This window comes from Trinickia caryophylli (genome assembly GCF_034424545.1).
GTDB lineage: Bacteria > Pseudomonadota > Gammaproteobacteria > Burkholderiales > Burkholderiaceae > Trinickia > Trinickia caryophylli.
On sequence record NZ_CP139970.1, the window covers coordinates 92,110 to 116,421 of the forward strand.

The 24,312-nt window shown below is 61.2% G+C and carries 20 protein-coding genes and 2 pseudogenes; 9 read left to right on the forward strand and 13 right to left on the reverse strand.

The genetic code is table 11. From position 1 onward, the window contains the following. Positions 1–81: 81 nt before the first annotated feature. Complete coding sequence (locus U0034_RS00405) at positions 82–1,113, forward strand: hypothetical protein (RefSeq protein ID WP_085230420.1); 1,032 nt, start codon at positions 82–84, stop codon at positions 1,111–1,113. Between the two features lie 427 nt (positions 1,114–1,540). Here the strand turns inward: U0034_RS00405 and U0034_RS00410 are convergent, their stop codons facing one another. The 4 genes and pseudogenes from U0034_RS00410 to U0034_RS00425 all read right to left on the reverse strand — a co-directional run bounded on the left by U0034_RS00410 (position 1,541) and on the right by U0034_RS00425 (position 3,555). Further along, entirely contained in the window at positions 1,541–1,738 is a 198-nt protein-coding gene (locus U0034_RS00410) for a hypothetical protein (RefSeq protein ID WP_085230421.1), read from the reverse strand. Further along, positions 1,735–2,166: a hypothetical protein gene (locus tag U0034_RS00415; RefSeq protein ID WP_139831221.1), complete on the reverse strand. Its 432-nt coding sequence runs from the start codon at positions 2,164–2,166 to the stop codon at positions 1,735–1,737. Before U0034_RS00415 ends, U0034_RS00410 begins: the two co-directional genes overlap by 4 nt. 223 nt (positions 2,167–2,389) lie before the next feature. Next, a pseudogene (locus U0034_RS00420) lies at positions 2,390–2,586 on the reverse strand (phage late control D family protein); the annotation flags it as partial. Between the two features lie 66 nt (positions 2,587–2,652). After that, entirely contained in the window at positions 2,653–3,555 is a 903-nt protein-coding gene (locus U0034_RS00425; protein WP_085230423.1) for a LysR family transcriptional regulator, read from the reverse strand. Between the two features lie 105 nt (positions 3,556–3,660). Between U0034_RS00425 and U0034_RS00430 the strand changes: the two genes are divergently transcribed. The 6 genes from U0034_RS00430 (at position 3,661) to U0034_RS00455 (ending at position 12,051) form a co-directional block, all read left to right on the forward strand. Then, positions 3,661–4,863, forward strand: a complete 1,203-nt coding sequence (locus U0034_RS00430) for an MFS transporter (protein WP_085230424.1) — start codon at positions 3,661–3,663, stop codon at positions 4,861–4,863. 82 nt (positions 4,864–4,945) lie between these two features. After that, the gene (dkgB, locus tag U0034_RS00435; RefSeq protein ID WP_085230425.1) at positions 4,946–5,758 is read left to right on the forward strand and encodes a 2,5-didehydrogluconate reductase DkgB; all 813 of its coding nucleotides are present in this window, start codon (positions 4,946–4,948) and stop codon (positions 5,756–5,758) included. A gap of 94 nt (positions 5,759–5,852) precedes the next feature. After that, a complete protein-coding gene (locus U0034_RS00440) occupies positions 5,853–6,971 on the forward strand; it encodes an alkene reductase (protein WP_085230426.1) in 1,119 nt (372 codons plus the stop codon). 389 nt (positions 6,972–7,360) lie between these two features. Further along, positions 7,361–8,521, forward strand: coding sequence for an efflux RND transporter periplasmic adaptor subunit (locus U0034_RS00445; RefSeq protein WP_085230427.1), 1,161 nt, complete (start codon positions 7,361–7,363; stop codon positions 8,519–8,521). A 4-nt stretch (positions 8,522–8,525) separates the two neighbouring features. Then, positions 8,526–10,538 (forward strand): ATP-binding cassette domain-containing protein, encoded by a 2,013-nt coding sequence (locus U0034_RS00450; protein ID WP_158243591.1) that lies wholly within the window; start codon positions 8,526–8,528, stop codon positions 10,536–10,538. 4 nt (positions 10,539–10,542) lie between these two features. Continuing rightward, complete coding sequence (locus U0034_RS00455) at positions 10,543–12,051, forward strand: TolC family protein (RefSeq protein WP_085230429.1); 1,509 nt, start codon at positions 10,543–10,545, stop codon at positions 12,049–12,051. Positions 12,052–12,203: 152 nt separating this feature from the next. Here the strand turns inward: U0034_RS00455 and U0034_RS00460 are convergent, their stop codons facing one another. The 3 genes from U0034_RS00460 to U0034_RS00470 all read right to left on the reverse strand — a co-directional run bounded on the left by U0034_RS00460 (position 12,204) and on the right by U0034_RS00470 (position 13,737). Then, positions 12,204–12,911 carry a response regulator transcription factor gene (locus U0034_RS00460; RefSeq protein WP_085230430.1) on the reverse strand — a complete coding sequence of 236 codons (708 nt, stop codon included), beginning with the start codon at positions 12,909–12,911 and terminating at the stop codon, positions 12,204–12,206. A 69-nt stretch (positions 12,912–12,980) separates the two neighbouring features. Continuing rightward, entirely contained in the window at positions 12,981–13,235 is a 255-nt protein-coding gene (locus tag U0034_RS00465; RefSeq protein ID WP_085230431.1) for a hypothetical protein, read from the reverse strand. 169 nt (positions 13,236–13,404) lie between these two features. After that, entirely contained in the window at positions 13,405–13,737 is a 333-nt protein-coding gene (locus U0034_RS00470) for a helix-turn-helix domain-containing protein (protein WP_085230432.1), read from the reverse strand. Positions 13,738–14,375: 638 nt separating this feature from the next. On the opposite strand from U0034_RS00470, the gene U0034_RS00475 reads away from it, so the two are divergent. Together U0034_RS00475 and U0034_RS00480 are read left to right on the forward strand one after the other, a co-directional pair. Then, positions 14,376–15,167, forward strand: a complete 792-nt coding sequence (locus tag U0034_RS00475) for a 2OG-Fe(II) oxygenase (RefSeq protein ID WP_386092058.1) — start codon at positions 14,376–14,378, stop codon at positions 15,165–15,167. Positions 15,168–15,210: 43 nt separating this feature from the next. After that, positions 15,211–15,888, forward strand: coding sequence for a phosphoribosyltransferase (locus tag U0034_RS00480; protein WP_085230552.1), 678 nt, complete (start codon positions 15,211–15,213; stop codon positions 15,886–15,888). Between the two features lie 9 nt (positions 15,889–15,897). Here the strand turns inward: U0034_RS00480 and U0034_RS00485 are convergent, their stop codons facing one another. The 6 genes and pseudogenes from U0034_RS00485 to U0034_RS00510 all read right to left on the reverse strand — a co-directional run bounded on the left by U0034_RS00485 (position 15,898) and on the right by U0034_RS00510 (position 24,198). Then, positions 15,898–17,592 (reverse strand): SpoVR family protein, encoded by a 1,695-nt coding sequence (locus U0034_RS00485; protein WP_085230434.1) that lies wholly within the window; start codon positions 17,590–17,592, stop codon positions 15,898–15,900. Then, complete coding sequence (locus U0034_RS00490; RefSeq protein ID WP_085230435.1) at positions 17,589–18,857, reverse strand: YeaH/YhbH family protein; 1,269 nt, start codon at positions 18,855–18,857, stop codon at positions 17,589–17,591. Before U0034_RS00490 ends, U0034_RS00485 begins: the two co-directional genes overlap by 4 nt. 205 nt (positions 18,858–19,062) lie before the next feature. Continuing rightward, positions 19,063–20,985 (reverse strand): PrkA family serine protein kinase, encoded by a 1,923-nt coding sequence (locus tag U0034_RS00495; protein WP_085230436.1) that lies wholly within the window; start codon positions 20,983–20,985, stop codon positions 19,063–19,065. A 698-nt stretch (positions 20,986–21,683) separates the two neighbouring features. Beyond that, on the reverse strand, positions 21,684–22,697 hold the full coding sequence (locus tag U0034_RS00500) for a LacI family DNA-binding transcriptional regulator (RefSeq protein ID WP_085230437.1): 1,014 nt from the start codon (positions 22,695–22,697) through the stop codon (positions 21,684–21,686). Positions 22,698–22,863: 166 nt separating this feature from the next. Continuing rightward, positions 22,864–23,136: pseudogene (locus tag U0034_RS00505) on the reverse strand (hypothetical protein); the annotation flags it as partial. A gap of 93 nt (positions 23,137–23,229) precedes the next feature. Further along, the gene (locus U0034_RS00510; protein ID WP_085230440.1) at positions 23,230–24,198 is read right to left on the reverse strand and encodes a sugar ABC transporter substrate-binding protein; all 969 of its coding nucleotides are present in this window, start codon (positions 24,196–24,198) and stop codon (positions 23,230–23,232) included. Positions 24,199–24,312: the final 114 nt, after the last annotated feature.

Consider the following 24,312-nt stretch of genomic DNA (forward strand, 5'->3'; position numbering starts at 1 on the left):
GTATCAGTGCGTGGCCGTCTCATTGGCGATGGCACGAACCTTGAATTGAATCGCTGCATACCGTGCTATCAGGAGCGTGTCATGCGGCATTCCAATGGCAGTGGACCGGTCGGCCCGGGGCCGCTCAATGCGCTTTCCGATCCTGTTTTCGAGCCGCCGACGCGGCGCTTCGATCCGGGGCACGGAGCGGTAGGCAGCGGGCGCGTGCAGCCATCGGAACGTGGCGTACATTCGGCGAGCCGGGAGTTGTCGCCGATGGCTCAGAGCCCCAAGCCGCAGGAGAACACGAACCCGCTGTCGCAGATGCATGCGCCGCCGTCCCGGCCAAGCGGGGAGCCTCTGTCCGCGATGCCGCCATCGAACAGCGGCAGTCCGGTCAGGCATACTGCCGACAATGTCGCGATCGACATAGTCCAACCTTCCGCGGTGCCCGATCCGGTCGTGCGATCGTCGCCGCAACAGCTGGCAAGTACGGAGAGCATGCGGCAGAAGGTGGGCAAATTCGCTCCCGCCGTCGATGCGCTGGCGGCGGGCGCTTCACTGGCGGCGTCGAGGGTTTCATCCGGGTCGGTCGCATCGACGGTAACCGGTGCGGTCAGTGGGCTGCTCTGGGGCGGGAGCGCCGCGATGTCGGAAGCGGGCAATACGCAGCCGGCGAGCCGGCTGGCAAGCGCCGCCAATCTGCTCAACTTCGGTGCCGGCGCATTGAGTACGGCGGCGGTATTCAATACGGACAGCACGCAGACCAATCTCGGCTACGCGTCTTCCGCGGCATGGGGATTGAGTGCGTTCACGAGCATGGCGCACGCCGCCTTCGACACCACGCGCAATAAAGTGAGCCGCGGGCTGCAGATGGCAAGCGGGGTGGCGAATCTCGCTGCGGCAGGGTTGTCGGCGGCATCCGTGCGTGCGTCTTCGCAGGAGGATACGGCGAGCGCGGCGTGGTACGGCACGGCGTCTTCGCTGTCATGGATGGCGGGAGCGGCGCTCGCTTATGGCTCCGCGCGCACGGCGTCGAATTCGTCCGCCCATAACATGCCGCCAGTTGCCTCGGAGTCGACCGTGCTGGGCCCGGGTGCTGTCCGTTCGTTTGGCACGATCCAGTCCGTGTAGGTTGCCATTAGTATCGGCGTATCGGTGTATCGGCGCGCCTGAACGTAAGCGGGCATTTGAACTTAGCTAAAAGCGGACATCTGAACCTGGGACCTGCAGGTGAAACGTCGATAATTCGCGTTATGTCAAATCATCCTAGCCGAGCCGCCCGATGTGTCGCCCGATGAAATGCTCGCATGGGTCGGCGTGCACGCGTCTCATTACTTGTTGAGCCAACGAAGCTTTGTGCTTTATGTCCGAGGCTGGAACGTCGTCGACAAGGTTCGAAGAGCGAAGCACGACGGAACGTTCGCGGTGGTCTTGGCGCAATGGTGCCTTCTCTCCCGCGATTTGCCGCGCCTGTGGCGCAGCGGCCCGTTATGGTCGGCTATCGGGCCTCCGGCCTATCGCCCTCGCGAATGACGCCGAGCAGCCTTACGCGGCGTTCTCACTTGCTTCTCGGGTCAATGTCATGCTTTCGAAGCAGCGCCCGCAGGCGCCGATTTTCAAAGAACATTGAAACGACAGTCAGCAGCGTGATGGCAGGAAAAAACCACTCGCCCGAGTAGTGAAGAATGGCCCACGCTCCCGCTGCGCAGGCCGTGCCAACGAGCAGCAGCGCGATTTTGTCGCCAATCCAGTTCATTGCTTCGCTCCGTGCTGCCGCGCGCGCATCGCATACGACTGACGGCGCGGGCTGTCGTCTATCACTTCCGGGTTGTTTTGTACAAATATCTGGAAATCGATCGGAACCATTACGCCGCGGCTCGCAAGCCAGATCCAGAAGGCGCGGTATCGCTGTACCGACAGATTATTCCGATAGGGGTCTTTGCAGGCCTCCGCTGCTTGTGCAGCGACGAGAATGCTACCGATGGTGGCGCCGATATAGTACGACGCAGCCATGAGGCCCCCGACCGAAAGTTTTTCCTTCAACGTCGTCGCTTTCAGAATCTCCTCCACTGTCGCGGTTGGCCCCACTGCATCGAACGCCCCGAGGAGCGCAGTGAGGTTGCCGAGCGCAGTTGTCAGCGACGAAAACAAGCTTTGCGGGGCGGGCAACCCCAGCGCATTCATATTTTCCTGAAACTTCTTCGAGAATGTTGCGCAATCCATGCTGTGGCCCTCTCAGTGATTTTTGTCTGCCAGTTTTCCGGCTGCCGGTATGGTATCAAATCGATGCCGCGGCACAGCCAGGAACGCCGGCGGGTTCACTTGTCCGACTTGCGAAAGTGCGAGCGGTGCCGGTCGGTGGTCGGCTCGTCGCGAACCTCCAGCGCGAGCTGTGTCGTAAAGCCAGCCAGCTCTTTTCGCGCCGCTCGTGCATGGTGTTCGTCATCGAGGCCGACTTTGCGCGAATCGTCAGAACGTCGGGCGAGCCGCTATGTTCAACTTCGTCGTAAAGCTTCCCTTGCTCGTCAGCGGCTCCCCTGCCCATCTGATAGACAGCTTGATATCGGCGCCGCGACTCGGGATATCGAAGGCGCCCTTCGAGTTATGTCAAATCACTTAGGCACGGCTGCCCGCTAGGAACCGGCATCCGGATCTGGCCGTCGATGAAACTTACCGCGCGAATTCGGTAGCGCGGACTGCGTCGACCAGATAGTCCACAAAGGAAGCAATGCGCGCAGATATCGTGGTATTGCGGTAGTACACGGCGTTGATCGGCTGCCTGACCTCCTGCGTCTGCCGGGCGAGTATCTGTACGAGCCGCCCCTCGCGGCGGTCCTGCGCTGTCATGAAATCGGACAGGCAGACGACGCCCGCCCCCTCGAGCGCGAGATGTCTCAGCGTTTCGCCGCTGGAAGACGAAATCGCGGGCGTGATCCGGTAAAGCTCGTTGTCGGAGCCGAGTATCGGCCATATGTTGAGCGATTCCGGCTGGTTGAATCCCAGCAGGGTGTGCTTCGCCAGATCGCCGGCGTGCCGGGGATGACCGCGGGTTTTCAGATATTCGGGGCTGGCCAGGATCCGTATTCGGCTGCTGCCGATCGGCCTGCTGTGCAGCGTCGAGTCCTTCAGCTTGCCGATGCGGATCGCCACGTCGGTGCGATGCTCCAGCAAATCGATGATGCCCTCGTTGCTCACGAGTTCCAGTTCGACCTGCGGATACCGGGCTCGATAGCCACCCAGGATCGGAACGATCACATGGAGCATGAACGGTGTCGCCGCATCCACCCGCAAACGCCCCGAGGGCCGTTCGCGGCGCACCGCCAGTTGCTCCTCCGCCGTCTCGACGGCATCGATGATTCCGCGCACGCTTTCGAGGAAAGCTTTGCCTTCCTCCGTCAATTCCAGCCGTCTTGTCGTTCTGCGCAGCAGCGTCGTCTGCAACTTCTCTTCCAGCCTTGCCAGCGTCCGGCTGGCGGCCGAAATCGTCAGATCGAGATGCTCGGCCGCAGACGTGATCGAACCGGTATCCACGACTGTGGCGAACGTCTGCAACTCGTCGAGTGTCACTTTCATATTTGATTCGAAATCAAAAGTGTTTCATTTGGGGATCGGTTTTTCTGCAAAAGTAAAGTAGGCACACTTCGTTCGTCAACTGAATATCCGGATGGGTGAACGACCATGCCTCTTGCCCTTTTCGCGCTGACGCTCAGCGCATTCGCCATCGGAACCACCGAGTTCGTCATTGTCGGCCTGATACCGACGATCGCCACCGACGTGCGCGTCAGCCTGCCGTCGGCCAGGTTGCTCGTCAGCCTCTATGCCTTGAGTGTGGCTGTCGGCGCCCCGCTCCTCACGGCCCTGACGGGCCGCGTGCCACGTAAAGCGTTGCTCGTCACGCTGATGGCGCTGTTCACCGTAGGCAACGCCCTCGCATGGAAAGCGCCATCGTACGAATCGCTCGTGATGGCCCGGATCGTCACCGGGCTCGCGCATGGCGTCTTTTTCTCCGTCGGCTCGATCATCGCCACGAACCTGGTAGCGAAAGAAAAAGCCGCCAGCGCGATCGCCACGATGTTCAGCGGCATGACCGTCGCCTTCGTCGCGGGCATCCCGCTCGGCACACTCATCGGTCAGCATTTCGGCTGGCGCGTGACGTTCCTCGTCGTGGCCGCGCTCGGGCTCCTCGCATTGCTGGGCGCCGCCATCTTCATGCCGAACAAACTGCCGCGCGAGCAGCCCGCCTCGCTCCGCGAGCAGGCGCGCGTCATCGTCCAGCCGCGGTTGCTGCTCGTCTACGCGATGACGGCCGTCGGGTACGGTGGGTCGCTCATCGCATTCACGTTCATGGCACCGATTCTCGAGCGGATCACCGGATTTTCGCCCGCCGCGGTCAGCATGGTCTTGGTGGCATACGGTGTATCCGTTGCCTTCGGCAATGTCTGGGGCGGAAAGCTGGCCGACCGCCTCGGCCCCGTCAAGGCACTCAAGCGCATTTTCCTGCTGCTTGCGGCGGTTCTGTTCGCGTTCACGTTCACATCGCACAACGCATGGCTCGCCGTCCTCACGATGCTCGCCTGGGGCGCCGTGGCGTTCGGCAATGTTCCCGGCCTCCAGGTCTATGTCGTCAAGCAGGCGCAGACGTTGGCGCCGCAGGCGGCAAACGTCGCCTCGGGCTTGAACATCGCGGCATTCAATCTCGGCGTGGCCGGCGGCTCTTCGCTCGGCGGATTGATCGTGGCTCGCCTCGGTCTTGGTCACACTCCGTGGATCGCCGCAGCCGTCACCTTGGTCGCGTTCGCTTTGACCGCTTTCAGCGGCCGGCTCGATCGTCGCGCGGCGTCGACGATGGGCGGCGCCGCAGCCGCCGAGCTGGCCCATTGAGCCGGGAGGCCAATGTCGATCGAATCCCGCGGCATTGGCTTCCCGGCTTCATCGTCCTCAATATTTACAACGGAATACCATCATGGGTACGAACACCCTTCCCGCCTTCGGCCTCGGTACGTTTCGTCTGAAAGGGCAAACTGTCATCGACTCGGTTCGCCACGGCCTCGAACTCGGCTATCGGGCCATCGATACAGCGCAAATCTACGGAAACGAAGCGGATATCGGCCAAGCCATCGCCTCATCCGGTGTAGCTCGCGACTCGTTGTTTCTCACGACCAAGATCTGGGTCGACCACTATTCGCGCGACCGCCTCGTTTCCAGCCTGAAAGACAGCCTGGCGAAGCTGCGCACCGATTATGCCGACCTGACATTGATCCATTGGCCGGCGCCCGGCAACGGCGTGCCGCTCGAGGAGTATATGGGCGCACTTCTCGAGGCCAGGACGATGGGCCTCACGAGACTCGTCGGCATCTCCAACTTCAGCATCGCGTTGACAAAAGAGGCCATCGATGCGATTGGCAAGGACAACATCGCCACCAATCAGATCGAGTTGAGTCCGTATCTGCAAAATCGCAAGCTCGTGGCATTCCTGCGCGAACAAGGCATTCACGTGACGTCGTATATGACGCTCGCGTACGGCAAGGTGCTTGGCGATCCCGTCATCGCAGATATTGCGCGGCAACGTCGCGCCACGCCGGCACAGGTTGCGCTCGCGTGGGCGCTGCAACTCGGATATTCCGTGATTCCCTCGTCGACCAAGCGCGAAAACCTTGCAAGTAATCAGCTCGCAGCGAATCTCGAGCTGACCGCGGACGAGATGGACAGAATCGCGGCGCTCGAACGCAACGGCCGCGAAGTCAGCCCCGACGGCCTCGCACCCGTGTGGGATTGATGGGCCCCACGTTCCGCGCTCCCCCCATCGAGCGATCGCAAGCAACTGATGCCTGTGGCGCACGTGCCGCAAGCGAAACACGGAAACCTATCAAATGAACGACCCGCTTTTCGAATCGATCCGGCTCGGCGAACTCTTGCTGCCGAATCGGATCGTCATGCCCCCGATGACGCGTTCGCGCGCGACACAGCCCGGAGATGAAGCCAACAGCCTCATGGCGACCTACTATGCTCAGCGCGCCAGCGCCGGACTCATCGTCAGCGAGGGCACGTACGTTTCCCCGCTTGCGAAGGGTTACGCCTGGACGCCGGGAATCCATACGCGTGCACAAGCCGAGGGATGGTGCAAAGTGACTGCGGCGGTGCATGCCTCCGGCGGGCGCATGTTTGCGCAACTCTGGCATGTCGGCCGGCTGAGCCATACAAGCTTGCTGGGCGGCGAGCAGCCTGTTTCGTCATCCGCTATCCAGGCAAAGGGCGTCAACGTCTTCATCGCGGATGGCGCGGGTGCCATACCGGGGTTCGTGCAGGCGTCGGTGCCACGGGCACTTAGCGTGGCCGAAATCGCCGAGGTGGTCGGACAGTTTCGCGACGCCGCACGCAATGCCATGCAAGCCGGCTTCGACGGTGTGGAGCTGCATGCAGCGAATGGGTATCTCGTCAATCAGTTCATCGATTCAGGTGCAAACGACCGTACCGACCAATATGGAGGATCGCTCGAGAACCGTCTGCGTTTCCTCGACGAAGTCGCCCGCGCGCTGATCGAGGGAACCGGCGATGCGCGCCGCGTCGGCATTCGGCTTGCCCCATTGACGACGCTGAACGGCTGCGTCGATGCGGACCCGGAGGCCACCTATGTGGCGGCAGTCCGGCACTTGGCCGAAATCGGCGTCGGTTATGTCCACATCGCCGAAGCCGATTGGGACGATGCACCGCACATGCCTGTCGAATTCAAGCAGGCGATCCGTCGAGCCTACCCGGGCCTGCTGATCTACGCGGGAAAATACACAGCCGAGCGCGCGCGCGAAGCCATCGTCGCGGGATGGGCCGACCTGATTGCTTTCGGCCGCCCTTTCATCGCGAACCCCGATCTGCCTGAACGCTTGCGTTCGGGCGCGGACCTGGCTCGCCACGACCGCGACACGCTGTTCGGCGGCGGCGCGCACGGGCTGATCGACTACCCGTCGCTCGCGCCAACAGGCTCCCGCATCTGAGGCCGGGCGTCATAAGTCGCGGCTTGCCAACCGCGTAGGATTCTCCCCGCTCGTTTGCGCGGGGGCATGGACCCGCGCCCCCCCTCGCGTGACATGCCTCTTCGGCCGCCGATGGAGCCGGTCAGGCGACCGGCCCGTCTATCAGCCCGCCTCTCGGCCCTTCTTTCGGCCCTTCTCTCGGCCTATCAAGCGCCGGTTTAGGCCAATTCAAATTCTTCTTCCTGGCACGGCCGGATCCGGCCGCGCCCCGCCGCTTCCATCCTCTCCTCACTCGGCTGACCGACTTTCTACCTCGTCGCCAGGTAATCCAGTCGCGTCAGCTTTCATGAGCCCCGAAACATCCGGATCATGACTATCCGACGACGCTCTTCGTAACAAGCCTGCTTCGCATGAAACTCTCGTACCGATCTTGGCTCATCGGATCCGCCGTACTGGCCGGAATTCCCTTGATGGCGATTTTGCTCAGCCCCTTGGCAACCAAGCCAAAGGATCCACCGTTTGCCGTTGTCTCTGTCGAGCACGCCGATATCCAGCAGGTCGTGCTCGCTACGGCCCAACTGAGGCCCAAAGTGATGATGGATGTCAAAGCAGGAACATCGGGGCGCGTGACTGCAGTATTTGCCGCGCCGGGCGATACCGTCGTGCGCGGGCAATTGCTCGCCCAGATCGATCCCGCCGCTGCCGACAACGAGCTCGTTGCGGCACAGTCCGAACTGAAACGGGACCAAACCGACATGCAAGTGGCGCTTTCCGCGCTGCAGCGTGCGAGAAGAAGTCTCGCCAATCAAAAGATCCTCCTCGATGCGAATGCAACCTCTGGAAAGGAGTACGACGACGCGAAGGATGCGGCCCAGCGGGCTCGGGTAGATGTGATCGACCGCGAGTCCAGGCTGCGGGCGGCCCGGGCCAAAATCAGCGCCTGCCAGCAAAAACTCGACGCCACGAGAATTACCGCACCCGAGAGCGGGCAGATCGTTTCGATGAACCTTTTGCGAGGTCAGATGCTGAATGCCGGAAACGACACCCCCGTAGTCAAGATCGCACAGCTTGACGTGATGACTCTCAGCGCACTGGTGAATCAGAGCGATGTGGCGCTTCTGCAACCCGGGCAGGAGGCGTTCTTTACGATTTCACTGCAATCGTCACAACGCTATCACACCAAGCTGCGTTCGATCGCTTTGATATCGGCTGACTACGATGCAAAGCCAGGAACCAGAGACGCCGGGAACGGCAACCCCGCGCTTTACGAAGTGACGTTCGATGTGAATAACGATCACCGCATGTTTCGCGCGGGCATGACGGTTCAGACACACATCACGGTGGCTCAGGTCCGCAACGCGCTGGCGGTACCGCTGATCGCATTGAGTGAAATAGGTGACGACGGCACCTCGAACATTCGCGTTCTGTCGTCCGACGGGCGCGTCTACCCCAGAAAGATCCGGTTGGGCGTGCGCAACGAACGATTCGCTGCAATTCTGAGCGGGCTGCGCGATGGTGAAAAGATCATCGTCGATAAAAGCGAGCCCGCTCGCACCGGGGCGGAGGGATAGTCAGATGACGCAGCCCTTGCTCCGCGTCCGGAACGTGACGCGCTCTTTCCTCTCCGAGCACGGCCAGGTCGACATTCTCGACGAGATCAACCTGGATATCGAGGCCGGAGAGTTCGTCGCAATCATCGGGGCCTCGGGGTCCGGCAAATCGACGTTGCTGAATGTACTTGGATGTCTGGATAGACCGACAAGCGGCAGCTACGAAGTTCAAGGCGTCGATGCCGCGACGCTGTCCGAAGATGGATTGGCCGCGTTGCGGCGCCGCACCTTTGGATTCGTATTCCAACGCTATCACCTCATCCCTTCGCTGACGGCCGCGGAAAACGTGGAACTTCCCGCGCTTTACGCATGCCGGCCGAGAAGTCAGCGAAAGGCCCTCGCCTCCAGGCTGCTGGCTTCTCTGGGGCTTTCGCACCGGGCCAATAACTTCCCATCGAAGCTCTCCGGAGGGGAGCAGCAACGAGTCTGCATTGCCCGGGCACTGGCGAACGAATGCCGCGTGATTCTCGCGGACGAGCCAACGGCCGCGCTCGATCCCGATAACAGTCAGGAGGTAATCCGCACGCTACATCGATTGAACAAGGAAGGCCGCACAGTCGTTCTCGTCACCCACGACCCGTCGATTGCGGCGCAGGCAACCCGGACCATCGAGGTCTCCCGAGGCCGCATCGTCGCGGACCGGTACCGGGGCGAGCATCGCGCAGCCGGCCGGCGGCAAGTGGCCCGGCCGCCAAGCTGCGACGAGACGCAACCCGGCTCGCTCGCGCCGGAGCCGGATGGCCGGGCGCACGCACGGCAACGAGCCAGCGACATCCCGAACTGGCAGCAGTCCCCTGGCTGGATCGAGATCGGTCGAATGGCAGCTGCCAATCTCCTCTTTCATCGCCTCTATTCATGGCTGACCATCATCGGCGTTTCGATCGCAATAGCATCGCTTTCGCTGACTCAGGCGGGAGGCGAGTCGATGCTCAATGACACACTTGCCGATATGAAACCGTTCGACACGCATGTGATAACGTTTTTCTCTTCATCCGCGCGCGGCCGGCCTCAAGGACGCGCATTCACCAGCGAAGACGCCGTAGCGGTTTCCGACGCGCCCTACGTCGAGGGTGCTTCTCTGAGTCAGTCCAAGGACGTCGCCATAAGCGATGGCGCCACGCGCGTGCAGGTTTCAGGAATCGGGGTGGCGCCGCCCTACTTCAAGATCCAAAATCTGAGTTTGAAGCAAGGGGTACTGTTTTCGGGTGCGCACGTAAGCGACGCAGCGCGGGTCGTCGTTCTGAACGAGTCCGCGCAGAAGAAGCTGTTTCGTGACGCACTCGCCTCAATCGGCAAGACGATCCTCGTTAACGGCACACCATGCACAATCGTGGGCGTGGTTAAAAGTGCGGATACAGTGGGCAATCAGCCGCCGTCCGCAGAAGTGTACCTGCCATATACGACGATGCGAACGCGCATATCCGGATCGCCCGGGATGTCGGTTCTCCTGGCAAAGGTTCGCGCGGATGTATCGACAGACGCCGCTGAACGGCCGCTGACCGCCCTGCTGTCTTCGAGGCACGGCAGTCGTGATTTCGACGTATTCAACCCTACCGCGTTTGCGCGCACCCTCCGCAAGGCGGCATACGCGATGACGATGTTTCTGGTTGCCATCGGACTTGCAAGTCTTGTCGTCGGCGGCACCGGCATCTGCAATGCGATGATTATTTCGATTTCCAATCGCACTTCAGATATAGGAATACGGAAAGCGATCGGGGCTCGGCCCGCCGATATCAGGCTGCAGTTCGTTATGGAGGCTGCTTTTCTGTGCGCCATCGGCGGGCTGCTCGGATGTGCCGTTTCGTACGGTGTCGGCATGGTGGCGCCGGCCGTCGGCGGCGGGATGAAACTCGTTCCGTCCGTCCATACGCTAGCGATCGGCATTGTCTGCGCCATATTCACCGGGCTCCTGTTCGGCATCTACCCTGCGAGCAAGGCGGCACGGCTCGACCCCATCGACGCGCTGACGCGAGGTTGATTCCATGATGGAAACACTGTTCCTCTGCAAACGCAGGGCCGTGTGGCTAATCGCCTGTATGAGCTTCGCCACGGCCTGCACGACGATCTGCCCGTCGGCGCCGGACGCGCCTCCGGTGGGCAACGTCATCGCCGAACCGTCGGACGCATCCTTCAAGGGCGAGCGGTTCGAATTGTCGCCGGACATGGCGTGGTGGAAAAACTACCATGACGATCAGCTCGACGCGCTGATGGCCAAACTCGAACCCTCGATCGAACGCGTCACCCAGGAAGCGTCGGCGTCTTCCTCGATCGCTCGTTCGAATTACGCGCGGTTATTCCGGTACCTGCCGAAGCTGACGATCAGCGCAGGCGCCAGCTTGAAAGCAGAACGTAAGCAGGGGAGCAACGCGGACTCCGGCGCAAAGGTGGAGCGTACGCCGGAGATTGCGCTGCCGCGCCTCGAATTCGACGCAAGTCCGATCTTGGGCATCTTCGGGAGTGGGTGGAGCGCGGTTTCCAGCAGCGCGATAAGCAGGCGAACAGCCATTGCCACCCGTTTCCAACAACGTTTGGACATTCAGGCTTCGATCGTCCGCATCTATTTTGCGCTGAGAGCGACCGCGCGCACTCGCGAACTTCTCGACGCGAAACGTACCGTTGTGCAACAAGCGCTCGCTTTGGAAGAGCGACGCGCTGCGCTCGGCGCGTCTGAACCGGGTGCGCTGGCGCGGCGTCGAGAAGAGGTGTCCAGTGTGCGGCAAGCGGTTTTGGACAACACGCGGGATCGCAGGAAGGAGGAGCACGAACTGCTGATGGTTCTGGGAGGGTATCCGTCCGGCATAACGACTGTTTCCACGTTGCCGCTCGCCCCACCCCCGGTACCCCAAATCAACGGAACGTCGCTTTCGAGGCAGTCGCCACCGGTGGCCTTGAGCGCACTCCATGCCGCCCTCGAGGCGGAAAACGTAAAGAGCAAATATATGGATCTCATTCCTCTTCCGAGTTTCTTCGCAACCGGTCTTCTATCTGATGTCTCGCTCTTCCCGTTGGCTTGGGTAGGGCCGATATGGACGGTCGGCGCCCGGTTTGCCGTCAACCTGTTGAATCTTCCGAATTGGTATATCGACCGGCAGGCCAGGATCGATGCCTATCGGAAAGCCGAACTCGATCGCCGCAAGGAAGTGATCGGGATTCGTGACGGCATCATCGAAAATTTCTACGCACTCCGCGATCTCAGGGAGAAATACGAACGATCATCCGCTGAAACATCTCGTCGTGACGATATTGTGGCGGCCACGAAGACCCAATGCAGACTGGGCTTGAAGTCGCCACTGCAGATGCTCGACGTGCAGGCGCGACTGCTCGATAGCCGGATCGATTGCATTCAGAACATAGGGAGCCAATACCGTTACTCCATCGAACTGGTCAAGGCGCTGGGTGGCGGATGGACTGCGTCTTCGAACGGCGGAGGCCAGCCACCCAAAACCGCGCTGCGCCGATGGGATTCGCCGCGGATACAGGCAGTGTCATAGCCGCGAAATGCGTGATCCGGCGCGGCCACGGCATTCGGCAACGGCTTTCGCCTCGAGCGCCACACACGTTTCGGTTACCGTCGAAACAGTGATTACGCTCGTGCGCGATGGCTGTGTCGGCGCCGCAAGCATCGCGCACGGGCGGCCCTTCCTCAAGGAGCGGATGTTCCTCCAGTGCGGCACGCCGGAACACATAAGCGGTCGCCGTCCTGCGGCGACAGGCAGAAGGCGAGGAAACCATCCTCATACGCGAGGCGGAACAGATCGGCGTCTCTCGCCACGCCGAGTTTGGCCATAGCGCGCGCCTTGTGGGCACTTATCGTTTGCTTGCACCTATGGATCGCGTTCGCAACCTCGCATACCGTGCGGCCGGACAACAGAAGCGCCAGCACCTCCCTTTCCCGACGAGTCAGCGCTGGATGAGCGCGGTTACTTTCGCACGCAGCCGGTTGCGCATGCGCTAACGACGGCGAAAAGTAGCGCGCCTTGATATACGCTGCGTTGACGGCGTCCGCCAAGTGCCGGACCGTATCGTTGCGGTGCAAAAGCACGTTGATTCCGCGGCGCTCCATGGCGGCCAACTGCGCAAGGTGACTCATCCCGCCGTGGGCGACGATCCTCAGTTCGGGACAATGAAGGCGAATGAGCGGGATGACCGATTGACAGCAATCCAACCTTGCGCGAATTGCATGGGAATCTGTGACTAGAACGTCAAAAGTATGGTGGGCGGCGAGTTCGAGGATTCCCTCACTATCGATCGCGGTGCCGACAAGGTCGATATCTTCGTACTGTCGAAGCACCTCGCCGACACCAATGTTCACGATCGGCTGACTGTCAGCTGAAACGACCCTGATTGGCATTCCTTCTCCTGAATTTCCATGTTCGAAGCGATTGCGGCCGCGTCGGAGACGTTGACCGGCGGGTACACGTCAGGCACGCTCGAACTCGCACAGCAGGTCCGCCTTGATCGTCAGCGTGAATTCTCCTGGCTTGAGCGGCTCGATCTTGACCCTGATAGAGATTTCCTCCAATTCGATCGAGTCGTAAGCCGGCTCCATCAATGCGCCTGATTCCCCGACGGCGTAGGCTGTAATCGATACACTGTCGGCATCGATCGATGTTTGCGAGATCGTTACTTCAACGCCCGACGTTTCCGTGTGTTCGTGGTCTGGCTGGAAGGCCATAGGTTGTTCTCCGAGAGACTAAAGGGTTACGACCGATCCGACAGCCGGCCAAGGCAGGTAGCGCAGATAGGGTCCGGAGGCAGGCCCGTGGCCCCATTTTTGAGAATGCGCGCGCCGTGTCAGCATGCCGATTCGCTCGGAATGCACGACTGCCACGGACCCAAAGATTCTAAATACGCGAGGTCTTCAACAACTCGATCATGGCCATCACAAAAAGCTCCCGCTGGCGACCATCGAGCTTTCCGATCTCACGAATAAGCCGCTGTTCTGTTCGAGTCAATTTTTCACCCGCCATTTCTCCCGTCAGCACATACAGAATGTCGATTCCGGATGCGAAGAGGCAAAGCCAATAACGAGTATTGGGCGTCCGAAGTCCCTTTTCGTAATTCGCCTGCGACTTTTGCGTGACCGCTCCGCGCTGAGCGAAGACCTCCTGGGTCTCTTTCAATTCATTACGAACGCGACGGAGTCGCGTCCCGACGTCATCTAGATTGTTGCGCATATTGATCGTACGGCCGGTAGGTTGACGGTGGAAAAATCGCCGTTAGGCTGAGCCGGATCGATAGACCCGGCGCTGCTCCCGATGGCGGTGGGCATAGTGCCGGCGGCACGACGAGTCGCCGTCCAAACAACCCTGGACAACTTGTGTTCCACGCTGAAGAGGCACCGTAATTGTCGCGCACATTTCATTCGCAGATGGGCTTCTGCCTCGGTCTTCTGTTGACTCGCCGAAGCGGCACGTGCTATGGCATGCGGCGGAAAAGAGTAATTGCTCATGGTGCGATCTCCTAATCTGAGTATTGGACGACTTGCTAAGTTACTGCATGAATCCAATTCATTAAATGCACGATTGGTTCTATTTTTTTGCGCAAATAGCACATATGCGACTACGCGCTTTAAAGCGCGCCAACAGCGGTGGCAAGATTGCAGGTTTCTGTCCGGGAGCAATACGCTTTCATATCGGCGATGCGACTTCGCACTGTGATTGCCTTTGCATTGGCGTGCTACACGCGTTCGGTGATGGCACGGAGCTTTGAGCAGTTGCCTTCCCCGCTGTCGCCAGAAAGAGCAAGATTCGGAGGGTGCCTTCCCGACGCCGCTGTTAGTGTGGAGATCAGATCATTCCCGGAGCCTTCGGCCATGGATTCCTCCCCGCAGACCATGTTCCATTTTTTGTCCGACGCGCCGCACGGGCACACGCACGAGAGCCGGGGCGCGGCGGTCGGGGCGGCTGTCGAGCGCGTAGCTGCGCTCGATTGGCAAGCGCTCGGCCTTTCCCTCGACGAAGCCGGCTTCGCGGTAGTCCGCGGTCTTCTGAGCGGCGCGCAATGCAGTGCGATCGTGTCTTCCTACGAGGACGACGCGTTCTTCCGCAGCCGCATCGTCATGGCGCGGCACAACTTCGGTCGGGGGGAATACAAATATTTCGCGTATCCGTTGCCGGCGCTCATTCAGGCCCTGCGGACAGCGCTCTATGCCCGCCTCGTTGCCGTGGCCAACGGGTGGAATGCGCTACAGGGCAGTGAAACCCGATATCCAGACGCGCACGCGGAGTTCATCCGCCGATGCCGCGCCGCGGGGCAAAGTCGCCCCACGCCGCTACTGCTTCGATACGAAAAGGGCGACTACAATTGTTTGCACCAGGATCTTTACGGCGAATGTGTTTTTCCGCTCCAGGTTGCGATTCTGCTGTCGCGGCCCGGCCGGGACTTCGAGGGCGGTGAGTTCGTGCTGACCGAGCAGCGGCCGCGAATGCAGTCGCGCGCCGAGGTCGTCCCCCTGAGCGAGGGCGATGCGGTCATCTTCGCGGTTCACCACCGTCCCGTGCGAGGTTCGCGGGGCGCTTATCGGGTGAATATGAGGCACGGCGTGAGCCGGATACGCTCGGGGCATCGGCATACGCTCGGCATCATCTTTCACGACGCGCTCTGAGCATGCCGGGTCGGCGTCTATTCAATGGCATTGCACGCAAATGATGGAATCGTTTTTCAAAGACCGCTCGGAAGCGGGCCGCATGTTGGCCGATCGCCTTCGGCAGCAAGGTTATGGCGGTGGCGGCAATACCGTCGTTCTCGCGCTTGCCCGAGGCGGCGTTCCTGTCGCGTGCGAGGTTGCGCGGGCGCTGGGTGCGCCAATCGACGTCCTGCCTGTGCGCAAGCTCGGCGTACCAAGTCAGCCCGAACTGGCGATGGGCGCCATTGGGCCGGACGGCGCTCAGTTCGTCGACGACGAGATCGTCCGATCAGCGCAGGTGTCGCCGGAGGAGTTCGCCGCCGTGCTCGCCGCCGAGCGAGCCGAACTCGCGCGGCGCGAGGTGCTATATCGCGGCAACCGCGGACCGGTGCCTATCGAGGGAAAAACGGCGATAGTCGTGGACGACGGCATTGCCACCGGCGCCACCATGCAAGCCGCCGCACGCGCACTGCGGGCACGCCATCCGGCTCGTCTGATCATCGCCGTGCCCGTCTCCCCGCCCGGGGCGGCAAAGGACTTCGCGGACGTTGTGGACGCGTTCGTCGTCATCGCGCAGCCCGCCCTCTTCTTCAGCGTTGGGCAGTTCTACGAAGATTTCCGGCAAACGACCGATGACGAAGTGCGCGCGCTGCTCGAGCGCGCGCACGGTAGCGGTGATGGTGATGAGGCCGGCGCGTGAAAACGTGGTTCAGAGCCGCAGCGCGGGCGCCGTATAGGGGCACTCGTATCGTTTCCTGATCGTGCCGGTTTCGTCCACGCTTTCCAGGTAGACATCGAATTGCCAGAGCCGCGCCATGTGCTTGAGCACCTCCTCGGTATCGCCCGAAAGGTGCCGATTGTCGCTCATGAAATGGCGCAGGGTCAGACTGCGGTCGCCGCGCGTGTTGACGGACCACACCTGGATGTTCGGTTCGCGGTGATGCATGTCGTATTGCCGCGACAGTGACTGGCGCACGTGCTGGTAGCCGCTGTCATCGTGGATCGCCGCCACCTCGAGCGCATCGCGCGTATCGTCGTCGAGCACCGAGAAAAGCCGCATTTCGCGGATCAGATGCGGCGACAGATACTGGGCAATGAAACTCTCGTCCTTGAAGTTGCGCATCGCATAGTGCAGCGTCCGCAGCCATGGCGAGCCCGCGATTTCGGGGAACCACTTGCGGTCTTCATCGGTCGGCGATTCGCAAATGCGGCGGATGTCGCTCATCATCGAGAACCCGAGCGCGTAGGGATTGATGCCGCTGTAATACGGCTTCGTGACGGGCGGCTGATAGATCACATTGCTATGCGAATGCAGGAACTCCATCATGAAGCCGTCTTCGAGCAACCCCTGGTTGTACATCGTATTGAGCAATGTGTAGTGCCAGAAGGTTGCCCATCCTTCGTTCATCACCTGTGTTTGGCGTTGTGGATAGAAATACTGCCCTATTTTGCGCACGATGCGGATGACCTCTCGCTCCCACGGCTCGAGTAGCGGCGCATTTTTTTCGGCGAAGTAAAGCAGGTTTTCCTGCGGCTCCGGAGGATAGCGCTCCTCCTCCTCTTCGGCCTGCTGCGCGGGTTTGGCGGGCAATGTGCGCCAAAGCTCGTTGACCTGCGACTGCAAATAGGCCTCCCGCTCGCGGCGCATCGATGCCTCCTTCGCAAGAGAAGGCTTCTGCGGGCGCTTGTAGCGGTCCACGCCGTAGTTCATCAGCGCATGACAGGAATCGAGCAGTTCCTCGACGCGATCGAGACCGAATCGCTCCTCGCACTCGGCGATATAGTTTTTCGCGTAGACGAGGTAATCGATGATGGCGTGCGCGTCGGTCCAAAGGCGGAACAGATAATTGCCCTTGAAGAACGAGTTGTGCCCGTACGCCGCGTGCGCGATGACGAGCGCCTGCATCGTCATCGTATTCTCCTCCATCAGATACGCGATGCAGGGATTCGAATTGATGACGATCTCATAGGCGAGCCCCATCTGACCACGGCGATAGCTCTTCTCCGTGGACAGAAAGTGCTTGCCGAACGACCAATGGCGGTAATTGACGGGCATGCCGACGGATGCGTAGGCGTCCATCATCTGTTCGGCACTGATGAGTTCGAGCTGAATCGGATAGACGTCGAGCTCGTACTGTTCGGCGACATGCGAAATATGCGTGTCGTATTCCTCGATCAGCTCGAACGTCCAATCCGAAGGCCACGGCAGCGGTCTACGGTCTGCGACGGTCATACGTGGTTCCCTTTGCTCCACGGTGGGGGCTTCGGCCTGGCCGCGCGCCGGATCGACATCGGCATGTTTCGCGTGCTCGTGCGACGGGCGGCCATGTCCACCGCGATCGCCCTTGCGGCGCTTCTCCGGCTGATATCCGCGCGCTTCGTTATGCAGATGCTTAGTACTCATGCCGCTTCCACCTGCTTTTCGAACAGCTCCCTGAACACCGGGTAAATATCGGCCGCGGTGTCGACCTTCTTCATCGCGAGCTCCGGCTGCGTCATCGCCAACTGAGTGTACTCGAGCCAGAGATTCTGCTCCTCCGGAGCGACTTGAATATACGCGAAGTAGCGGGTCTTGGGCAGGATGTCATCCTGCAAGATACGCCTGCACTTGGGCGAATCGTCAGTCCAGTTGTCGCCGTCGGAAGCCTGTGCTCCGTAAATGTTCCATTCAGTCGGCGAGTACCGTTCTTCCATGATCTTGCGCATGAGTTCGAGCGCGCTCGATACCACCGTGCCGCCGCTTTCCGTCGAATGGAAGAACGTATCTTCGTCCACTTCCTCCGCCCGTGTATGGTGACGGATGAAGACCACCTCGATCTTTTCGTAGTTTCGCTTGAGGAAGAGATAAAGCAGGATGAAGAACCGTTTGGCGAGGTCCTTGCGCTGCTCGTCCATCGAGCCCGAGACGTCCATCAGGCAGAACATCACCGCCTGGCTCGATGGTTGCGGCTGCTTGACGCGGTTGATGTAGCGCAGATCGAACGGATCGATGAACGGGATCCGCCAGATGCGCCCGCGCAGATGATGAATGTCTTCCTCGAGCCGCCGGATTTCGTCGCCGTGATCGCCCGGCTCGTTTTTGAGCACCTCCAACTGCTGCTCCAGCTCGCGCAACTCGTTTACGAGCGGCGCGCCGAGCGCGATGCGCCGGCCGAGCGCGCTGCGCAGCGAGCGCACCACGTCGATGTTGTTCGGCGTGCCTTCGGCTGCCCAGCCCGCGCGAACGTTTTTCCAGGTCGGTACCGCGAGGAGGTGAGTCTTGACGAGCCGCGGTAATTCGAGATCGTCGAAGAAATACTGCATGAATTCCTCGCGGCTCAGCTCGAAGACGAAATCGTCCTGCCCTTCGCCCTCGTTGCTGGCCTGACTTCCGCCGCCGCCCGCACCGCCGTTCGGCCGTGGAATTTTGTCGCCGCGCACGTAGTCTTCATTGCCGGGGTGGACGATTTCGCGCTTGCCGCCATGCCCGTGGCGGAACATCGGCTCGGCAATGTCCTTGCGCGGGATCGTGATGCTTTGCGTGTTCTGAATGTCTTTGATGCTGCGGTCGCGCACCGCTTCCGATACGGCACGTCGAATATAGTTCTTCACGCGACGCAGGAAGCGTTCGCGGTTTGCAATGCTCTTGTTCTTCCCTGCCAACCTGCGGTCGATGATTTGATGAAGCACATCCAGTCTCCCGCTCTTGATTCCCGAAAGCGACACGCGTAGCCGGTGTGCAGGCGCCATGCCTGCACCGCGCTTCGCGCACCGCGTCGCACTCGCGCAGCCTGCGCCGGGTGCCGACGGGCCTTATTCCCGTCGTGCCCGGCGGTCCGCCGCGAGCGCTTTCGCGCAGGCGGCGGCCGTGGCTGCCCGGGTGCTGCTGCTCCCGTTACGACGACTTGCGTACACGCAGGTACCAGTCGCACAGGAGGCGTACTTGCTTGGGCGTGTAGCCCTTTGCCACCATCCGATTGACGAAGTCTTCGTGCTTGCGTTGCTCCTCGGCCGAACCCTTTGCATTGAACGAAATGACGGGCAGCAGTTCCTCGGTGTTCGAGAACATTTTCTTCTCGATCACGACGCGCAGCTTCTCGTAGCTGATCCACGCCGGGTTCTTTCCGCCATTCGCCGCCCTCGCCCGCAGGACGAAGTTCACGATTTCGTTGCGGAAGTCCTTCGGGTTGCTGATGCCGGCCGGCTTTTCGATCTTCTCGAGTTCCGCGTTGAGCGCGGCACGGTCGAAGCTCTCCCCCGTGTCGTGGTCGCGGAATTCCTGATCCTGGATCCAGAAGTCGGCGTAGGTTACATAGCGGTCGAAAATGTTCTGTCCGTACTCCGAATACGACTCGAGGTAAGCGGTCTGGATCTCCTTGCCGATGAACTCCGCATAACGCGAGGCGAGCACATCCTTCACGAACGACAGATACTTCTGCTCGGTCTCCGGCGGGAACTGCTCGCGCTCGATCTGCTGTTCGAGCACGTACATCAGGTGCACGGGGTTGGCCGCGACCTCGGTCGAATCGAAGTTGAACACGCGCGACATGATCTTGAACGCGAAGCGCGTCGATACGCCGTTCATGCCTTCGTCCACACCGGCGTAGTCGCGATACTCCTGATACGACTTCGCCTTCGGATCGGTGTCCTTCAGATTCTCGCCGTCGTACACCTGCATCTTCGAGAAGAGGTTCGAGTTCTCTGGCTCCTGAAGCCGCGTGAGCACCGAGAACTGCGCCATCATCTTGAGCGTGCCGGGCGCGCAGACGGCATCCGCGAGCGACGAATTGCGGATGAGCTTCTCGTAGATCTTGATCTCTTCCGACACGCGCAGGCAGTACGGCACCTTCACGACATAGATGCGGTCGAGCAACGCTTCGTTGTTCTTGTTGTTTCTGAACGTCTTCCATTCCGATTCGTTCGAGTGAGCGAGGATGATGCCCTCGAACGGAATCGCGCCGAAACCTTCCGTGCCCTTGAAGTTGCCTTCCTGGGTCGCGGTCAGCAGCGGATGCAGCACCTTGATCGGCGCCTTGAACATTTCGACGAATTCGAGCAGGCCCTGATTCGCGAGACACAGGCCGCCCGAGTAGCTATAGGCATCGGCGTCATCCTGCGCGTACTGCTCGAGCTTGCGGATATCGACCTTGCCGACGAGGGACGAGATATCCTGGTTGTTCTCGTCGCCGGGCTCGGTCTTGGCGATGCCGATCTGCCGCAGCACCGACGGATAGCGCCGCACGACGCGGAACTTGCGGATATCCCCGTTGTACTCGTGCAGCCGCTTTACGGCCCACGGGCTCAAAATGCTCTTCAGGTAGCGGCGGGGAATCCCGTATTGCTCTTCGAGAATCGGGCCGTCTTCTTCGTAGTCGAAGAGGCCGAGCGGTGATTCGTTGACGGGCGAACCCTTGATCGAATAAAACGGCACCCGTTCCATCAACTGCTTGAGGCGCTCGGCGATCGACGACTTGCCGCCGCCCACCGGACCAAGCAGATAGAGAATTTGCTTTTTCTCTTCGAGCCCTTGCGCCGCATGCCGGAAGTACGAGACCACCTGCTCGATCACGTCTTCCATGCCATAGAACTCGCGGAACGCGGGGTAGACCTTGATGACCTTGTTCGCGAAGATCCGCGACAACCGTGGATCGTTGCGGGTATCGACCTGCTCCGGCTCGCCGATGGCCGTCAACATGCGTTCGCTGGCAGTAGCGTACGCGGCGGGATTGTCTTTGCAGAGCGCGAGGTACTCCTCGAGCGAGAGCTCCTCTTCTCGCGTTTTTTCGAAGCGGTTCGCGAAGCTGCTGTAAATATCCATGCTACCTCCTCGCCGAAGTATGCGATCGATGCCGTCTACGGAACGTTATACCGAAACGACCTCGCTCGAATTCATCCTAAACCCTTTTAAATTATTTTTCACGGCTTCCGTTGTCCAAGCGACTACTAACTTGGAGAGACCGCGATGCTGGCCTACAATCTTCGTCCGCAACGAAGGCCCCGCGCACGGTGTGGCACACGTGTCGCACGGCATCCCTCTCCCCGCGCCGGGTGTTCGGGGCACGCTCGTACCGATCCCTGCAATCTCGTAGCACTGCCTTTCTCCCACATGGCGGCAATTCGGCTTGGCTTCCCCGATACGGAGATGCTCGGTGCCTGCGTCTTCGTCCACCCGATACGGACGTATACGTGCGGCGTTGCTGTTCCGTCTACGGTTGTAGGCATCCGTTACAACTTTTCGGCAAGCCGGCCGGCAGGCACTCGTTCGCCCCCTAATTCACGGGCATGAATGTACTGCTCTCATGAGCGTGTTTACGGCGTGACGGATGATGCGCTTGATGCGGCGGGGGGGCGGGAAGGCCCCGAGGAAACCCGCAGACGCGCATGTGCGCAAAAGGCGGGGGGCGTTCGGGGTGGTATGGGCAATCGCCGGCGCGCCTCTTTTCGCGGTCCGATCGGCGGACCCGCCGGACCGGCCGGCGTGGCGGGCTCGGCGCCCGCAGGCGCGCTCGAGTCTGCTTAAGTACCCGTGGGCGGATAGACGGCCGTCGATTCGCGCAGCACGAGCCGCGGCGACACGACGCGCCGCTGCGTGGGCCCCGTCACGGAGCCGTTGATGCGGCCGATCAGCAACTCGGCAGCGGTTGCGCCAAGCGCGCGCACCGATTGCCCCACCGTCGAAAGCGCAGGGTAGGTATAAGCCGACAGCGCAATGTCGTCGAATCCGATGATCGAGCACTGCTCGGGTATGCGAATGCCGCGCTCGGCCGCAACCCTTAGCGCACCGATGCCCATCATGTCGTTACAGGCGAAAATCGCCGTCGGCCGAACCGTGTCGAAAAGCCGCCCGGCGGCATCCTGGCCGCCCGGCCCGGAGAAATCGCTTTCGACGATGGCGGCCGGTTCGATCTCGATGCCGCGCTCGGCCATGGCGCGAATGAAGCCGTGCACGCGCATGGCACTCACCGCCGTGGACACGGGCCCCGTGATGCACCCGATTCTGACGTGGCCGAGTTCGAGCAGGTGGCGCGTTGCCAGGTAGGCGCCACGTTCGTGATCGATTTGCACGAGGTCGGCGGACAGCCCTTCGATATTGCGATCGACGACGACGATCGGCTCGCGCGCGTCGGCCAGATTGCGCGCCAGCACGGCATCTTCGCCCGCCGAAGCGATGATGAGGCCGTCGGTTCGCTTTTCCTGCAGCACGCGCAGGTAGTTGCGCTGCTTGGCGGGATCGTCGTCCGAATTGCAGAAGAACATGCAGTAGCCTTCGCGCGCGCAGCCGTCCTCGATGCCGCGAGCAAGCTCCGCCATGTACGGATCGCTGCTGTTCGGCACGACGACGCCGATGGTGGCCGTCGAGCGCGCCTTCAGCGAGCGTGCCACGGCCGACGGCACGTAGTTGAGCTGACTGATCGCGCGCTCGACTTTCGCGCGCACGTCGGCCGATACCGGTCGCGTATTGTTGACTACGTGCGATACCGTGGTGAACGACACGCCCGCCATGGCCGCCACATCCTTGATCGTCGCCATTACCCGTTTCTCTCACGTTTGTTGTTCTTGCCAGCGGCCGAAGCCGCCTTCACACCGTTGCCGGTCTCCCGGCCTTGCCCGCACGCGGCATGACGCCTTCACGCACCTGCGGCGGCTGCGAGGCGTAATCGAGCACCTCCGCAACCGCGATCGCCGCGCCCTTGACGATGCCGACAAGATTGCGCCCAAAAACGGTGCGCGTGAGCACGAGCTGCGCGAGTGCCATGACGGCGAGCGCGTTCGGAAGGGCCGGCGTAATGCCAGGCGCGAGCGGGTCCGACAGGAAACCGATTGCATCGCCGACATAGACCGTGCGCGAATTCGTCATCTGATGAGCCGGCCCGCGCGCGGGTATCTGGCTGACGGTCGTGCTGAACGTATCGTACGTCAGGGCTTGCGAGCTCCGCAGCGAAAAGCGCGCAATCATTGCGGCAAGCGCCGGCTCGCCGCATGACGCCTATCCCGCAGATAACGGCAACGGCTCGGTTTTCTTGAGTATTCGACTGACGATAACGGCGCTGCCGCCGACGCTTTACTTGCCCTTCGTGACGAGTTCGACGGGCGTCTCGACGACGTCGGACAATTCACCCTGTTTCTTGTGCTCCTCGAGCGCCTTCAGCGCAACGTCGATTCCGAAAACCGCCTGCTTCGCGGCGAACTGATCGGCCGTGGCGAGTACCCGCCCGCTCTTGAGCATCGGCTTTACGGCATTGATGTTGTCGTAGCCGACCACGTAGACTTTGCCTTGCTTGCCGGCCGCCCGGACGGCCGACACGGCACCGATCGCCATGTTGTCGTTGCCGCACAGGAGCGCCTTCAGGTCCGGATACTGGTTGAGCATGGCGGCGGCGATGGCATTGCCCTTGTCGATTTCCCAATCGCCCGATTGGACGGAAACGACCTTCGCCCCTGCCTTCTCCATGGCGTCCTTGTACCCTGCCGTGCGCTGCTGCGCGTTCGTCGTCGTGGAGACCCCCTCGATGATGCCCACCTGGTCGCCCGCCTTCAGCCTCCTGGCGAGCGCTTCGCCCACCTTGCGCGCGCCCTTGCGATTGTCCGGACCGACGAACGGTACTTTTACGCCCTTCGACTTCACAACCTCGGGATCGAGACGATTGTCGATGTTCACGACGATGATGCCTGCGTCGATGGCCTTCTTGACGACGGGCACGAGCGCCTTCGAGTCTGCCGGTGCGAGGACGATCGCATCGACCTTCGAATTGATCATCTGCTCGACGATGTTGATCTGCGCGGCGGTGTCCGTTTCGTTCTTGATTCCATTCGTAATCAGATCGAACTTGTTCGCGTTGTGTTTCTGGTAGTCCTTGGCGCCCTCTTCCATCGTCAGGAAGAATTCGTTGGCGAGCGATTTCATGACGAGCGCCACCTTCGGCTTTTTGGCACTTTGCGCCACAGCGTCGCCGACTGAAAACGGCGTGGCGGCGACGGCGGCCAAAACGGCCGCCGCGGCGATCAGGCGACGACGAATACGACGATTCATGAGCTTTCTCTCCTTTTTGCTTATCGTTCGGCTCGCAAGCGCCGCGGCTCCCCCGCGGCGCTTCATCCTGGCGCTCCATCCGGGCGGACCGCCGGCGCCGGACGGCATCGGACG

Excerpts from the sequence above, each read along its gene's own strand:
- U0034_RS00405 (WP_085230420.1), top strand. The coding sequence starts at position 82 with ATGCGGCATTCCAATGGCAGTGGACCGGTCGGCCCGGGGCCGCTCAAT.
- U0034_RS00410 (WP_085230421.1), bottom strand. The coding sequence starts at position 1,738 with ATGAACTGGATTGGCGACAAAATCGCGCTGCTGCTCGTTGGCACGGCC.
- U0034_RS00415 (WP_139831221.1), bottom strand. The coding sequence starts at position 2,166 with ATGAATGCGCTGGGGTTGCCCGCCCCGCAAAGCTTGTTTTCGTCGCTG.
- U0034_RS00425 (WP_085230423.1), bottom strand. The coding sequence starts at position 3,555 with ATGAAAGTGACACTCGACGAGTTGCAGACGTTCGCCACAGTCGTGGAT.
- U0034_RS00430 (WP_085230424.1), top strand. The coding sequence starts at position 3,661 with ATGCCTCTTGCCCTTTTCGCGCTGACGCTCAGCGCATTCGCCATCGGA.
- dkgB (WP_085230425.1), top strand. The coding sequence starts at position 4,946 with ATGGGTACGAACACCCTTCCCGCCTTCGGCCTCGGTACGTTTCGTCTG.
- U0034_RS00440 (WP_085230426.1), top strand. The coding sequence starts at position 5,853 with ATGAACGACCCGCTTTTCGAATCGATCCGGCTCGGCGAACTCTTGCTG.
- U0034_RS00445 (WP_085230427.1), top strand. The coding sequence starts at position 7,361 with ATGAAACTCTCGTACCGATCTTGGCTCATCGGATCCGCCGTACTGGCC.
- U0034_RS00450 (WP_158243591.1), top strand. The coding sequence starts at position 8,526 with ATGACGCAGCCCTTGCTCCGCGTCCGGAACGTGACGCGCTCTTTCCTC.
- U0034_RS00455 (WP_085230429.1), top strand. The coding sequence starts at position 10,543 with ATGATGGAAACACTGTTCCTCTGCAAACGCAGGGCCGTGTGGCTAATC.
- U0034_RS00460 (WP_085230430.1), bottom strand. The coding sequence starts at position 12,911 with ATGCCAATCAGGGTCGTTTCAGCTGACAGTCAGCCGATCGTGAACATT.
- U0034_RS00465 (WP_085230431.1), bottom strand. The coding sequence starts at position 13,235 with ATGGCCTTCCAGCCAGACCACGAACACACGGAAACGTCGGGCGTTGAA.
- U0034_RS00470 (WP_085230432.1), bottom strand. The coding sequence starts at position 13,737 with ATGCGCAACAATCTAGATGACGTCGGGACGCGACTCCGTCGCGTTCGT.
- U0034_RS00475 (WP_386092058.1), top strand. The coding sequence starts at position 14,376 with ATGGATTCCTCCCCGCAGACCATGTTCCATTTTTTGTCCGACGCGCCG.
- U0034_RS00480 (WP_085230552.1), top strand. The coding sequence starts at position 15,211 with ATGGAATCGTTTTTCAAAGACCGCTCGGAAGCGGGCCGCATGTTGGCC.
- U0034_RS00485 (WP_085230434.1), bottom strand. The coding sequence starts at position 17,592 with ATGAGTACTAAGCATCTGCATAACGAAGCGCGCGGATATCAGCCGGAG.
- U0034_RS00495 (WP_085230436.1), bottom strand. The coding sequence starts at position 20,985 with ATGGATATTTACAGCAGCTTCGCGAACCGCTTCGAAAAAACGCGAGAA.
- U0034_RS00500 (WP_085230437.1), bottom strand. The coding sequence starts at position 22,697 with ATGGCGACGATCAAGGATGTGGCGGCCATGGCGGGCGTGTCGTTCACC.
- U0034_RS00510 (WP_085230440.1), bottom strand. The coding sequence starts at position 24,198 with ATGAATCGTCGTATTCGTCGTCGCCTGATCGCCGCGGCGGCCGTTTTG.